The sequence below is a fragment of the Vibrio sp. TRT 17S01 genome (assembly GCF_050113695.1).
Classification (GTDB): Bacteria; Pseudomonadota; Gammaproteobacteria; order Enterobacterales; family Vibrionaceae; genus Vibrio.
Genome location: NZ_JBNJOG010000001.1, coordinates 459,436 through 474,202, shown reverse-complemented (window position 1 = coordinate 474,202; position 14,767 = coordinate 459,436). Strand labels below are relative to the sequence as shown.

The window sequence follows — 14,767 nt, the reverse complement described above, 5'->3', positions numbered from 1 at the left end:
TAGATATTAAGATTGGTAGCCATTCGGATTTTTCTGTTGCCAGTTCCAACTGTGTCTGACCATATCCATCAGGTCATATTGAGCATGCCATCCAAGCTCACGCTGAGCTTTTGCTGCGTTCGCAAAACACTCCGCAATGTCTCCGGGACGTCTTGCCTCAATTTGCACAGGGAGGTTGCGCCCAAGCACGTTGTTCATAGCAGAGACCATCTCCATGACGCTCGTGCCATTGCCAGTCCCCAAGTTATAGATAAACAACCCTTCCATTTCGCTGCACTTTTGCAACGCAGCGACATGACCATCAACCAAGTCTTCAACATGAATGTAATCCCGCACGCCAGTACCATCACGCGTTGGGTAATCATCACCAAAGACAGATAACGCATCTCTACGGCCAATCGCGACCTGAGTAATAAAAGGCATCAGATTATTTGGCAGCCCATTTGGGTCCTCACCAATAAGGCCACTTGGGTGCGCGCCTACCGGGTTGAAATAACGCAATAAGGTGATGCTCCAGAACGGATTTGCCGTCGAGAAGTCGGCCAGACAGCGTTCAACCATGTACTTACTGGTGCCATACGGATTGGTTGTGCCACCTGTTGGTGCTTGCTCATCAATAGGAACATGTTGCGGATCACCATAAACCGTTGCTGATGAGCTAAAAATCAGGTTGTGAACATACGCATCACGCATTGCTTCAAGTAGGTTCAACGTACCAACAACATTGTTGTCGTAATATGCCAACGGATTGAGGACAGATTCCCCAACGGCTTTTAACCCTGCAAAGTGCATCACCGCATCAATATCATTCTCAGCAAAAACCGTTTTAAGGATGTCACTATCTCGAATATCGCCTTGATAGACGGTGAGTTTTTGCTCTGTCAGAGCTTCTATTCTGCCCACGACATTTGGCGAGCTATTACAAAAATTATCCAGTACGATTGGGGTATGCCCCGCTTTAGCTAAAGCGACACATGCATGGCTGCCAATATAGCCACACCCTCCGGTCACGAGTACATTCATCAACTTACCTCTTACGAATGAGTTGCAACAATGGCGTTAATCGGTCAAAAAAGTTTTCTTCCCTGACGTAGACAGAACCATTGAGCAGTGATTGTTTGGCGGAGTTTTTAAATCGGCAGAAATACACCTTTCTACCGCTTCGAGCGACGTAATCATCAAGCATTTGAACGCCAACATGATCGATGAAGTTAATACCACGCCCAAGGATGACCACTCTCTCTGCAGTGAGACTTTGCAGCTCCTGATGCAGATACTGAACACAGCCAAAAAAGATTGAGCCATTAATCCGGACCACCGTGAGATCCTGTTGAGCGTCAATATTGAGCTCTTGCTTATCCAACACTTCAACAACAGGCCTAGACGTGCGGCGAAGATAGAAAAATAACGAAGTCGCCACACCAATGTAGATCGCCCATTCAAGGTGCATAAACAGCGCGGCAATACAGGTAACCACCAATACAAATGTCTCTTTTTTGTCGTGCTCTACCAGCGTTTTAATGTGTGGTATATCAATCAGATTCCAAGCAACAACGAGCAATAATCCACCCATACCGGAAATCGGAATATAAGCCGCGTATTGAACAAAATTTACCATCACCAATAACAAGATAAGCCCGGCAAACACCGCTGCAAGTGGAGTCTTTGCCCCACTGCTGTAGTTCACACCACTGCGAGTGAAAGAGCCAGACGAGACATAACACGAGAAAAACGAGCCAACGAGATTGGAGATCCCCTGCCCAATAAACTCCTGATTGCTATCAAGTGTTTGCCTAGATTTCAGAGCAACCGAGCGACTGATCGACACGGCTTCCACCAAACCCAACATCGCCACCGCAAAAATACCACCGAGCATAGGTTCAAAATGGCTCATCCCTTGGAAAGGCGAAGAGAGTTTGAGATAGCTGCTGTCCACTTGCCCCACTAACGCGACCTCAAAACCTAGCGCGTTCATGAAGTACGCCATCCCCATGGCTGCTAGCATCGCCAGCAACATATTTGGCGCTCTTGGGGCAAGCTGTTTAACCAAAACACAGATCAGCATGGTAAACACGCCCACTATCAGCTCATCAGTATTGGTTTGTTTTAGGTGCATCACCAATAAGCCAATATTTTCAATCGCAGTTTGTCCTGAAGCATAATCAAGACCAAGGACATGCTTGAGCTGACTGACGGCTATCACCACCGCAGCACCAGCGGTAAAACCCAAAACCACGGAGTGAGAGACAAAGTTGACGACGCTGCCGAACCTGAGCAACCCAAACAGCAGTTGAACTAATCCCGCACACAGAGTTAACGTAAAGCAAAGCTGTATATAAAGCGGTGTACCGACTTCAGCAAACTGACTCACGGTCGTAAACACAATAACGGATAACGCTGCGGTTGGACCGGAGATCAAATGGTTGGATGACCCAAACAACGCCGCAAGAATCGCGGGAACAATCGCCGTGTACAGGCCGTACTCTGGCGGTAGCCCAGCGATCATCGCGTAAGCCACACCTTGTGGCAACACGATGATCGCCCCCGTGAGACCGGCCCAGAAATCGGCGCGAAGACTTTGCGACGTAAGTTTGGGTAGCCAACTTAAAAAAGGAAAAAGCTGCACTAATTTAATACGTCTAAGTGCGTGCATTACCATGATTATCCTTGTTACTGCTCTGCTAATTCCGCGACGACTTCATCAACAAGCGCACCAATAGCTGCCCAGTCTTTTGCGTCAATCAACGAGTTTGGCACCATCCACGTACCGCCACACGCCAGTACACTTGGTATCGACAAGTACTCATCGATATTGTCGGCAGAAATCCCGCCTGTTGGCATAAATTGCACTGGATACACAGCATTTAGCGCCTTCAACATAGCACTGCCACCCGATGCGCTGGCTGGGAAAAATTTGAGTGTCTTTAAACCAAGCGCCATTGCCTGTTCAACCAAGCTCGGATTATTTACACCAGGGACAATCGCAACACCACGTTGCTGCGCATATTTCACTGTAATTGGGTTCAAACCCGGGCTCACAATAAAATCGACACCCGCTTCTATCGCTTGATCCACCTGCTCGGTTGATAATACGGTTCCGGCACCAATCAACATCTCTGGGTACGCTTCGCGCATTAAACGAATAGACTCCTGAGCCGCGGGGGTACGAAAGGTCACTTCAGCGCAAGGCAAGCCGTGATCAACCAAGGTTTTCGCAAGTGGAACTGCAGATTGTGCGTCTTTAATCGCAATAACAGGCACGACTTTCAACGCGCTTAGCTTTTGTTCAAGGGTCTGTGCACCCATGGTGTTTCTCCTAGAAATTAGATAGTAATTAAAGGCATATCATCAGGTGCAATGATCGCACCCTTGTATTGAATAACGGTACCTGCAAGCTGATGCCCTGCGCTCGCTGCTTTTATGCTGTCACCACTCGTGAGCCATTGGTATAAATAGCCAGCGTTAAACGAATCGCCTGCTGCTGTGGTATCAACCACATCATCAACTGCGTTGGTTGATACCCATTGCTGGGCACCGTTATGAACAACTAGGCAACCTTGTGCACCGCATTTCACTATTAACTGATCAATGCTGAATTCTGAAAGGCGTGCCAGAGTCTCTTCAATCGAAGCGTCTCCAAATAACATCTGTTCGTCGTCAAAGGTGAGCAATGCAATATCGGCAAGCGCATACAGTTGGTTAAAACGTTGTTGAGCCAGTGCCGTCGTCATCCACAAACTTGGTCGATAATTGGTATCAAAGGCGATTAAGCAACCTTGTGCTTTGAGGCGTTCGAGTAGTTTCATCAAAGTATGGCTTTGCTCAGGTGTCTGAATTGCTAATGTAATGCCACTAAGATAGATCACATCGTAAGCCTTCAAAGCTTCAAATAACTGGTCAGGATCTTCTCGGCTTAACCACTCACGCACCGCTGCATCTTCACGCCAGTAATAGAAATCTCGCTCACCACAAGGCTGGTTTTCGATCATATATAGCCCGGGGAGTTTGTCTTCATAGCGGCAGACATGATCAACGTTGATTCCTTCAAAAAGCCATTCGACCAACATTTCTTCACTTAACGTATCTCGACCCAGAGCAGTAAAATAGCTGACATCATAGTCTTGAACATTCTGCCTAAATAGCCGAGATAGATAGAGGGCGGTATTTAACGTATCACCACCAAATGCGCTTGCCATTCCGGCACTTGTTTTTTGTAGCTCAACCATGCATTCGCCGATAACCGCTACGCTTTTCCCAGCCATTTTCTTCACACCAATGTCGTTAGTTCTCAGCAACTATACTTAACGAGCAAAAATCACGCAATATATTTGAAACGCTTTTTCATTTTATTTGATTTGATAATTTTAATTATGTGAGCATGATTATAAAACAGCATTTCAGATTCGTAAAAAGCCGCTGTTCGATGCTAGTATCACTGCATCAATTTATAAATGCTGCTGTTAAAGCAGAATGAAAGAAAAAGAGAGAAGAGTTATGCAAGTGCGCCAAGCGATTCACAGTGAACACGCGAAACAACTAGATACAGAGGGACTTCGTAAGGAGTTTTTGGTTGAAGATATTTTTGTCGCTGACCAACTCACGATGACGTACAGCCATATTGATCGCATTGTATTTGGGGGCATACAGCCAACCCGTAAAGTGGTGGAGCTAGCTCATGATCTAGGTGCAAAAATTGGCGTCGACTACTTCCTGCAGCGTCGTGAACTTGGCCTGATCAACATTGGTGGTGACGGCACGGTCACTGTCGATGGTGAAACTTATTCAGTGAATGCACAAGAGGCGCTCTATATTGGTATGGGTGCAAAAGATGTCTCCTTTTCCAGTGTTGATGAAAAACAACCCGCTAAGTTTTACTTCAACAGTGCACCAGCACATACGCATTACCCAAACAAGAAAATCACACTAGAAGAAGCAGCACCAGTGACACTAGGTGATGCAGCCAGCAGCAACCACCGCACCATCTACAAATACATTGTTCCTGACGTATTGCCAACATGCCAACTTTTGATGGGCTTAACAAAATTAGAACCAGGCTCGTTATGGAATACCATGCCGTGTCACACACATGATCGCCGAATGGAAGTATATTTCTATTTCGGGATGCAAGAAGACAGTGCGGTATTCCACTTTATGGGAGAGCCACAACAGACACGTCATTTAGTGGTACGCAATGAACAAGCCGTTATTTCTCCAAGTTGGTCAATTCACTCTGGCGTTGGAACGCAAGCTTACACCTTCATTTGGGGTATGGTGGGAGAGAACCAAGAATTTACCGACATGGACCACATTGCTGTTCAAGATCTAAGATAACTCCACTTAGCCCAAAGTAAGTATTGGCCCTGCATCTTGCAGTTACTTATTGAGGGACGGATATAGCTGGATTTTCAATGATATTGAAGCAATAGAGCGCCCAATGGGCGCTCTTTTTTTAACTAGCAATCAACATTCCAAAATATGCATTAAATTGCATTTAACTTCGTTATATTTGATTATCGTCAATCAGGGTTCATTCAGTGCACGGCCTACAAAAAGCCCCCTCTTCACTTATCTAAACTCAAAGTGAATTGGCATTGTGTGATTATCTGGCGCCTAATGCTTTTCGCCACCTAACATTCAGTGTCCCTTCCACTAATAACGTTGAGGACACCACCATGACAGACAAAACCATATATAACTGTCATTGTCATATTTTCACTGACAAAAACTTACCTGATAACTATCTTCCTATGGGATTGGTACCCCTATTTCGCAATGAATGGATCAGTAAAAGTGCACGATGGTTGATGAGAAAAGCCCAACCACTTAGCAAAACGGATTTACTTCACCGTACGTCCACTTTCTTAGAAGCCACTTATGAAGACTCACAAGAAGCGAACCTGAAAGATTTGATGCGTTACTATCCACCAAAAAGCAAGTTTATCATCCTACCGATGGATCTCGGTCTAATGACTCGCCGCTCATATTGGATTGGGGCAGATAAAAGGGGTAAAGTCAGAGAAGACATTGATACACAGCATCAGGAACTCGCTGAGCTCGCGGCAAAAGAGGAATACAAAGAGATTATTATTCCTTTTGCACATATCGATCCTAGACGACCAGATGCATTAAAAAGGCTAAAAGACCTAGTTGAAAATCACAACTTTAAAGGGGTGAAGATTTATCCGCCTTTGGGATACAAACCCACAGATCCACGGTTAATGAACGAGATTTACCCGTATATGGTGGAAAAAAACATCCCACTACTCGCCCACTGCTCACCCGGTACGGTGTATACCCATGAAGTCCGTAAAAAAGTTGCCCACCAATATGCGCACCCTAAGAACTACCAAGCAGTGATGAAAGCATTTCCTCAACTGCGGATTTGTCTTGGTCATTTTGGTGGAATATCTGAATGGCGACGCTACTTTGCCGCTGAGCACGATGAGAAAAACCAACCTTGGGTCCAAGTGATCATCGATATGATGCGAGATAAAAGCTATCCGAACCTTTATGCGGATATCTCCTACACCATCTTTGATATGCAAGAAAACGTACCTTTACTTAAAGTGTTACTGGAAGACGATGAAGCAAAACGGAAGATACTGTTTGGATCCGACTTCTTTATGGTCGAAAACCACAAATATTCTGAAAAGCGTCTTTCCATCGACTTAAGAGCAACGCTGGGAGAAAAGGCATTCTGGCAAATCGCAAATACAAACCCCAAAGCTTATTTAGAAGGAAACAAGTTCGACGTTGACTCGCTACTTAAAGGAAGGGCTAAAACAGTAGAAGAAGCTTAAGAAAACTGAAGCCTGCAAATGCAGGCTTCTTTACCACATGACACTAAGCAGTGCCGACAACAAACCACCAATGCCTATAAACACAAACATAGTGAGCAGGCTTACCCCACCTTGCTCACGCAGCACTTCACCGTATTCATTTTCTGCCACAATAGAATGCGCAAGAATGGTGATCTTACGTTTGGCCAAATTAAAATAAGCATAATTTGCATAAAAACCGGTAAAGGTCATCAAGCCCAATACGGTAGCGCCTAATGACATCGTCACTAGTTCTCTGTCTAAACCAAGTTCCGTACTTGCAAGCAGTGCAGCAACAAACGCAAGGTTTTCGAGCACAAATAAATAAATACCTAAACGAGTAAGCTTTCTAAACAAACACCAACGATAACCGAGTAGAAAAGCCCAAAAGTTAAATCCAGTAAAACCACCTTCACCTTTAATTTGTTGTGACCATTTTTCTGGATAGTATTCGCTATGTGTGAATACTTCATAAGCCTTCAGTGATACCTGTTTTGGGATCACTACCTTTTCTCTAGACGAACCCACGACACCTGTTGGAATCATGACTCCTCCTTCATTTCGAGCACCTATGAGCGCTAACCACCTCTATATTCATCTGAGGCATGCGCACTCGCGCTGTGTTTCAAATATTAGACAGACAATAGCACAGCATAGATCGCTAAAAAATTAACCAGCATAATAATGAGCAAACTAAATGATAAATATGCGAATACGAGCACGATTTAACCAAGGCTGACACCTTTCAGACTCAAGCCTAGTTTAAGCTCCATTCGTCTTTATTGTCCGTTTCGATTACTATCTCCCTACACTCACAGAACATGACCGACGAATGCTTAAAATATCCAATACGGTGACAATACAACATTGGGAAATCCAGCTTACTGCGATACGTGCTCAAGGCGCTGGCGGTCAAAATGTCAATAAAGTGTCTTCAGCAATCCATTTGCAGTTCGATGTCAAACATTCCACTCTACCAGCGGTATATAAAGAACGTGTACTTGCACTGAACGACAGCCGTATATCAAAAGAAGGTGTGATCACTATAAAAGCGCAACAATTTCGGACTCAAGAGCAAAACAAAGAAGATGCTTTGAATCGGCTTGCCGAGCTGATCAGAGCAGCGTTGGTTGTGCAGAAAAAGAGAAAGGCGACTCGGCCAACCAAAGCCTCTAAAGAAAGACGCCTCAAAGCCAAGAACATGAAATCTCAAACGAAAAATCTAAGGGGACGGATCTCGTGTTAGTACGTTGCTTGGTTTCAAAGCCAGTTACTGTGACTTTGATTTAAAAGGCTGATATTGTTCAATCTTTCAACAACGCACGCATATAGCCATGACTGAACAAATCATTAGCATTCTCCTGCCGTTATTTGCACTTGTGTTTGTTGGTTTTCTGGTTGGGCATTTTCTTAAACCAGATTTTCGTCCTATTAATCGCATTAACATGGACACCTTTACCCCAGCATTAGTCTTTTCCTCACTGGTCAGCATGCCACTGGGAAAATCAGAATTACCTTTGCTTGCTGCGGCTACCATCGCGGTACTCATACCCGCAGTGATCATGTGGCCACTATGTAGAGCATTCAAAATAGACTTCAAAGCATGGACGCCACCAAACATGTTTAGAAATAGTGGCAATCTTGCGATTCCACTGTTTACTTATACCTTTGGTCAAAGCGCATCCTCAGCTGCGGTGCTGTTATTTGTCGTTTCTGCCTGTCTTCACATCAGTATAGGCTTAATGGTGTTGAGCTCTGGCAACCCCATTAAGCAAATTGTCCGCATGCCTGTTTTTATCGCAGCAAGCTTGGCCTTAGGGCTGAATATATTTGAGGTCACGGTTTGGGCTCCCATTTATGAAGCCACAAAACTGCTGGGTCAGGCCGCCATCCCGGTCATGCTCCTTTCGCTTGGCGCTCAGATGTGTAATTTACGCTTAAGCGGTTTAAAAGTTGGCGTTATCAGTACCATCTTATCTCTGGTTTCTGGAGGTATTGCATTTGCGGTTATCTACCTATTGATACCCCTTCCAACCCTGCATTTACAGATGATGGTCCTCTTTTCCATGTTGCCACCCGCTGTCATGAACTACCTATTTGCAGAACGTTTTAATACTCAACCCACCCTCGTCGCTTCTATGGTTCTGTTTGGCAATTTTTTCTCAATTCTAACGCTGCCTTTATTGCTCAGTTTCGCTTTGTCTTTAGGGCAATAAAAAACCACCTTAATAGGTGGTTTTGGTAACGAATCTTTCACGAACGCAGTGATACCCGCTTGGGAGTCAGCTTCAAACGGTTTAGTCATTGCGTCTAGGTCGCTTTGTGAAACCGCGAGTGCAACGTTTTGTGATGTATCGACACCAATAATGCCCTTCACTCTTTTTGGCATCAGTTTAGCGGCTTCGGCAATAACACCACCCGCCATCGAATGGCCGACTAAGACAACGGATTCGAGTTGTTCTTTCTCGATGACGGCTTTGATGTCTAAGCTTCAACCATGAATGAAGATCAGCGCCGTCTCCCCACTCCCACTTTTGCCATACGCAATTTGCTCGCCATCGTGAGAAATCGCAATGCCGTACTTTTCTGTTGAATCGTTAGCTATGGTATTCATACTACCAAGCGCCATAAATACTAAGAGTGTGTTGTTTAGAATTAAACGTTTCATAGTGTCTCTCTACTTACTTTGGAGGGCACACAGAAACCGCTCCCCTCAATCAATGTAGTCACTATAAAGTGTGAAGTTGTAGACAGGTCAATGAATATTTAGACAAAAAACAATAATTGGCAAAAGACAAGACCTGCCCCCTTATCTTCGCTTTATGAACTCACAGATGCCCTTTCCTTATGGGAATCAAAATCCCGGCTTTCGCTATTTACACAAACATCAATAAATCCATAATTTTCAACAATTTAGCGTCATTTCACATAAACAAAAATAATAATATGTTAAAAAATAAGCACATGTACAATTGCAAGTATAAATATGAAACAAGAACTATTATTTCCTGAGAGTATTTCGCTCTTTCAAGTTAATCTACATGAAAAGAATGTACTAAGAAAAGAGCAAATTAGAACAATACACCTTTACTTAGAGCAAGATCAATTGGTTTACATTGAAGGGCCTGAAAGTATAGGAAAAACAACTTTATTAAAGCAAATCGTGTCCGAAAGAAATTATGAATGCATTAGCATTTTTATTGATGAATATGACTGTGAATATGTGACTGAAAACGACATATATAAAGACATTTACCTACAATCTAGAGTTTTAACAGGCCAGTATTGCAGTTCAGATAAAGATAATATGGTAAACCGAGAAGTCTATACATCTTCCATGTCTTCTTTTAATTACTACTTGAGAGAAAAAGACAAGAGTATTCTATTTGTTTTGGATGGGTTCGATAAACTGAATGAAAAGAATCCGACTGTAGCGAAAGAGGTTTTAGGTTCTTTAGCTGCAAATAAATCTGCCAAATATCTAATATCTACAAATAATAGTGACATCAAAGACTACATATATCTTAGGGAACCACGTTCATTCACCTTAACGGTAATGTCAGAACAAGAGGCAAGAGAGTTACTTCCAACTTTAACCAAAGATGAATTAGAAGCTGTTATAAATAGTTTCGGGTCAATGCCTGATAAACTGTCTATCGTAGCAAGACTTTTAGATGAGAATAAAGCAATTGATGATATTTTACAAAATACAGACACCGATACGGATACGCTTTATGATGCTGAATGGAAACATGCTATAAAAGACAAAATACAGGAAGAGATTATAGGTTACATTGCATTCTCTAATAGTAAACTTTCAATAAATGACATGTCACAGTGCGTTGGTGTACCGCCAATAGAGATAGAACAAGAAGTAAATAATATTTCATTTATTGAGATAACTGATGGAACTATACACTTCGTAAGTGATGGATTCAAAAAATATGCTAGAATAAAGTTAGAAAATCAAAAGCTCAGTTATTTAGAAGTAATTATATCTTTGGTCGAAAGCCATAAATTGGAAGAAACATCAGAATCACTATCAATATACTATAATGAGGCAGGAAAGCATCAATCTATAATTCAACATATAGATGAAAACTACCTTTCAGATCTTTATTCAAAAAAGTTAAGTTATAATGATTTACTTAAAAATATTAGGCTAGCTCTTGAATCTTCAGTATTCGAATCTAACAATGGTAAAACAGCGAAGTTCGCGCACCTTAAAAGCTTTATATTAAACATAGAAAGTGATGAGATATCATTAGAAGAAATGAAATGCTATTTAATTGACGGGGACTATAAATCCGCAAAAGATCTAGCAGAAAACTCGCAAGCAATAGAGGATAAAATTAAACTTTATTGCCTAATAGCAATTCATTACAAAGATCAGAACATTGAAATACCTGAAGACATACAAACAAAAATACAAAAAATTTATACCAACCTAAGCGTTCAAAGCTTAGCAGATGAAAAAATCATCGATATAGCGGTCGACCTTTTCCCTATCTACCCAGAACTTTCTATGGACTTATTGAGTCAAATTGATAAAACTCATTCTTCAGGTCAAAACCAATCAGATTTTGCGTTCTTAAAACTATCATTAGAAACTTTAAAAAGACACGGTAATTCTCTATCTGAAGATCTAGAAGAGTTTGACCGTGTACTCGATAAAAAAAGCTCAATGCTAGAAGGCATTAAGATATTTAATCCTGATTCACCAGTTCAAAAAATTTTAGAGTATATAGACAGCCAAAAACAAGCAGGAGATAAAATATTTTTGCTGAGGGGGTGGTTAAGCAAATATCACAAAAAAGAATCTGCACTATTACTTCTAAAGAAATTATTGGAGATTATTCTAGAAACTATTGACTTTTCTTCGGACGCAACACTTTTTGCTGATATATCTCAATGTTTGACCTCAAAAAATGCTATTAAAAACCCTGATGCAGAAAGTGCATATCAAACTATAGTAGCACAGTTAAAGAATATCTCAGAAAAAGGGCCGACTATCGAGTATAGTAAAGTTGAAGTTTATTTGGCAATCTACGAGCACAATAATGGGAAATATAATAAAGAAAGGTTAAGTAATCTAGTAAATTACTTAGTTAACCTAGAAGATAAATCAGTTGCATTGGCTTGTTTATCTTTAGTTTCGAGTGCATTCAAAAGAATCAATGATGAAGATTGCAAACACCTTGTATGTGAGCATAAGAAAGATATATTTGAGAGTTTATTGAAAAGTGAAGCGTTACATATTGACGTATTCAAAGATTCAATTAAACATGAAGTTAAAACTGATATAGATCGAACATTCACATGGATAAACAAGTTAAATACCTCGGAAAGAAAAGATGCATCGATTAAAGCAGCTATTGAAAGTTATATTGAAAATTATGAAGATATTGAGCATAAAGATCGAATTTTCAACTATTGGTTAACGAAATGTAAAACTATTAAAGACGACTATTTTAGAAGTTCTGTATGTAAACATTTAATGGGAATTTTCGAAAAGTCAAAATGTTCAAAACGCGATTATTTTGACGCTTTAAAATATATAAACAGGATTGAAAACACACCTATTAAAATTAAGAGTTTAACAGCACTTAGTTCCAGTGCGATAAAGAAAGGTATAATTAACGAAGTTGAGAATAAAGTAAAAGAAAATATAGACCGTTACATTTTAAATATAGTGGATGGTGATTGGAACAAAGTATCGCTATACTTCTATGTATGTAATAAATTATATGATGTAGATATAATCGCCTCTAAACATTTCAAAGAAAAAGCGATCTCTATGAGAAAAAGTAGCGATCTAGTTAATGACAGTGTTAATAACTATATGGCTCATACTAGTGATTTAATAATTCGATCAATTTATGTATTGTCTAAACATCAACTTGTTCCAGATGATAAATTAAACCTTGCACTTAACTTTATATCGTTCATACCAAGTAGGTTATATAAAGTATCTCAACTATCAAGACTGGCTTCTGTATATCAAAAAAACTCTTTCCCTGATAAAGCAAAGCACATCATAGACAATTACTTAATACCAGCATTAGACAATAACTCTGAATATAGTAATGTGGAATTTACGATTTCTTGTGAAGCATCACTACCAGTCATATATTATTATAATAGCGATGTTTTTGACCTTTATTTCAAAAAAATCAACAAAAAGAACAAGCTTAGAAGTGATAAGATAATAGAGAATTGCATTAATTACATTTACAACGATTGTATATTAAATGATCCATATAACCCAGTTAAAAACAAACAATACAAACTTACATATGGAGATTTGGTCTCCGTAATAAAGTTAATAAAGAACTATAATGATGATAGTGCTATTGTTCATCAAGTGTCAAATCTAATAGAAGTAATAGAATCTCAAAGAAAGAGAAACTCAATAAGTCGAATGCAGATTTCTAGTATTGTAGATATGATAAAACATGATGTTCTTACTCTATTACCTAAAGTTGATGGGATTACGCATGAGGGCTACTCTCTGTTAGTTAAGGCGAACATTTTATTGCTTGAGAACAAAGACGACAAGTCAGCTTGGAACAGTATTATTAGTAGGGCGAAAAATATAGATAGTACTTCCGATTTATCTTTTACTCTAGCTAATATAGCATCTTATTTACCTAACTCTATGAAACAGGTAAGAGATGAGCTATATAAAGAATCTGAGTCACTTGTTGATAGCCTTAATTGCAAAAGCGAGCAAGTAACACGTTATAGGCAGATTTGTGATTTCATCAAAGAAACTGATATTAAGCATGCAAGAAGTGTAATTAAAAAAGCCATATATATATCTAGTCGTTCCGACATAGATCCTAATTCACCAACTAGATTAAATGCGATAGATATGTGTCACAAGCTGGGGGACTCTTTTGCAGGTTCTTTATCATCAATGTTTGACGAAGATCCAGCAAGAAAACAAGCAATTCAAGACAACATCCAACAAAAAATTGAAGAGGATAAACAACGTAAAAAATTCGAAAAAAATGAGATCGATTTTGAGTCACCATCAGCCTTTGAATTACCAGAGTTGGCTTGGAGCCAGTTAGGGTCAATAAATGCAAATAGTTGCTACTGTTCAAAAGGCTTCGATATCAATAAAAACCTAAATATCGTATCAAACTTTAGCTTTGGAGATTTCTATAAACTACTGAGCTTCTATATTCATTATATCGATAATGTATCACCTGGCCATAAGACCGCAAAAGAAAGAATATTTCCTATACTCGATGAGCTACTTAAAAATATGTCTTTAGTAAAAGAGATATTCTCTAGTGAACTAATACCACAAGTTCTTGAGCATACTGAAAATAATCGTGTTCATATTATGATTGGGGAGGGTGAAGAAGACCTAGCAATAAAATTCATAAAAAACTGGTATGAGGACGAAAATATTTCAGATTTTACTATAATTGACCCTTACTTTTCATTAGATGACTTAGTGCCAGTTTCAGAAGTAATAAACAGAGACCCAGAAGTTAGAATCCAAATTCTCACTAGTATAGACAACTACAATAAGATAAAAAATAAATATGGTGACGACTTTGCAGAAATTATCGACAAATACTGGAACGACAATATAAGCAATAGCGACCACCCTAGTTTTGAGTTTACATTTGCTGGATATGGTCAAAAGAACCAAATACCTATTCATGATCGTTGGTGGCTATCGCCCAATAGTGGACTAGCAATTGGTACATCCTTGAACGGTCTAGGCAAACGTATTTCTCAAATAAGTAAACTAACGCTAGACGAACGTGCGAGTGTAAATGAAAAAGTTTCACCTCTACTTGATAGAAAAATGGGACGCTTCAGCGGTGAGAAAGTAAAATATAAAATGGAAGTAATTTGATTCAAAGGTGTTGACCAACCTTTAAGTCAAAAGAACACACAAACAAAAAGGCCTCGCAATCGCGAGGCCT

General features: G+C 40.3%; 10 protein-coding genes and 1 pseudogene. 5 read left to right on the top strand and 6 right to left on the bottom strand.

Features of this window, described 5'->3' with window-relative positions:
- Positions 1-6: 6 nt before the first annotated feature.
- Genes galE through ACQEXS_RS02080 form a run of 4 tightly spaced genes read right to left on the bottom strand, consistent with a single transcriptional unit; the run spans position 7 to position 4,262 of the window.
- A complete protein-coding gene (gene galE, locus ACQEXS_RS02095; RefSeq protein ID WP_427012628.1) occupies positions 7-1,023 on the bottom strand; it encodes a UDP-glucose 4-epimerase GalE in 1,017 nt (338 codons plus the stop codon).
- 4 nt (positions 1,024-1,027) lie between these two features.
- Positions 1,028-2,653, bottom strand: coding sequence for a SulP family inorganic anion transporter (locus tag ACQEXS_RS02090; protein ID WP_427012824.1), 1,626 nt, complete (start codon positions 2,651-2,653; stop codon positions 1,028-1,030).
- Between the two features lie 17 nt (positions 2,654-2,670).
- Positions 2,671-3,306 carry a bifunctional 4-hydroxy-2-oxoglutarate aldolase/2-dehydro-3-deoxy-phosphogluconate aldolase gene (locus ACQEXS_RS02085; RefSeq protein ID WP_427012627.1) on the bottom strand — a complete coding sequence of 212 codons (636 nt, stop codon included), beginning with the start codon at positions 3,304-3,306 and terminating at the stop codon, positions 2,671-2,673.
- A gap of 17 nt (positions 3,307-3,323) precedes the next feature.
- Positions 3,324-4,262: a sugar kinase gene (locus ACQEXS_RS02080; RefSeq protein ID WP_367988856.1), complete on the bottom strand. Its 939-nt coding sequence runs from the start codon at positions 4,260-4,262 to the stop codon at positions 3,324-3,326.
- Between the two features lie 232 nt (positions 4,263-4,494).
- On the opposite strand from ACQEXS_RS02080, the gene kduI reads away from it, so the two are divergent.
- Both kduI and ACQEXS_RS02070 read left to right on the top strand, forming a co-directional pair.
- Positions 4,495-5,331 carry a 5-dehydro-4-deoxy-D-glucuronate isomerase gene (kduI, locus tag ACQEXS_RS02075; RefSeq protein WP_427010211.1) on the top strand — a complete coding sequence of 279 codons (837 nt, stop codon included), beginning with the start codon at positions 4,495-4,497 and terminating at the stop codon, positions 5,329-5,331.
- A gap of 341 nt (positions 5,332-5,672) precedes the next feature.
- Entirely contained in the window at positions 5,673-6,800 is a 1,128-nt protein-coding gene (locus ACQEXS_RS02070; RefSeq protein WP_427012626.1) for an amidohydrolase family protein, read from the top strand.
- A gap of 30 nt (positions 6,801-6,830) precedes the next feature.
- Here the strand turns inward: ACQEXS_RS02070 and ACQEXS_RS02065 are convergent, their stop codons facing one another.
- Entirely contained in the window at positions 6,831-7,364 is a 534-nt protein-coding gene (locus ACQEXS_RS02065) for a DUF2628 domain-containing protein (protein ID WP_427012625.1), read from the bottom strand.
- A 286-nt stretch (positions 7,365-7,650) separates the two neighbouring features.
- Between ACQEXS_RS02065 and arfB the strand changes: the two genes are divergently transcribed.
- Positions 7,651-8,064 (top strand): alternative ribosome rescue aminoacyl-tRNA hydrolase ArfB, encoded by a 414-nt coding sequence (arfB, locus tag ACQEXS_RS02060; RefSeq protein WP_427012624.1) that lies wholly within the window; start codon positions 7,651-7,653, stop codon positions 8,062-8,064.
- An 88-nt stretch (positions 8,065-8,152) separates the two neighbouring features.
- Positions 8,153-9,034 carry an AEC family transporter gene (locus ACQEXS_RS02055; RefSeq protein WP_367988851.1) on the top strand — a complete coding sequence of 294 codons (882 nt, stop codon included), beginning with the start codon at positions 8,153-8,155 and terminating at the stop codon, positions 9,032-9,034.
- A gap of 20 nt (positions 9,035-9,054) precedes the next feature.
- On the opposite strand, the pseudogene ACQEXS_RS02050 reads toward ACQEXS_RS02055, so the two are convergent.
- Positions 9,055-9,486 (bottom strand): annotated as a pseudogene (locus ACQEXS_RS02050) (alpha/beta fold hydrolase); the annotation flags it as partial.
- A 318-nt stretch (positions 9,487-9,804) separates the two neighbouring features.
- Here ACQEXS_RS02050 and ACQEXS_RS02045 point away from each other — a divergent pair.
- On the top strand, positions 9,805-14,697 hold the full coding sequence (locus ACQEXS_RS02045; protein ID WP_427012623.1) for a hypothetical protein: 4,893 nt from the start codon (positions 9,805-9,807) through the stop codon (positions 14,695-14,697).
- Positions 14,698-14,767: the final 70 nt, after the last annotated feature.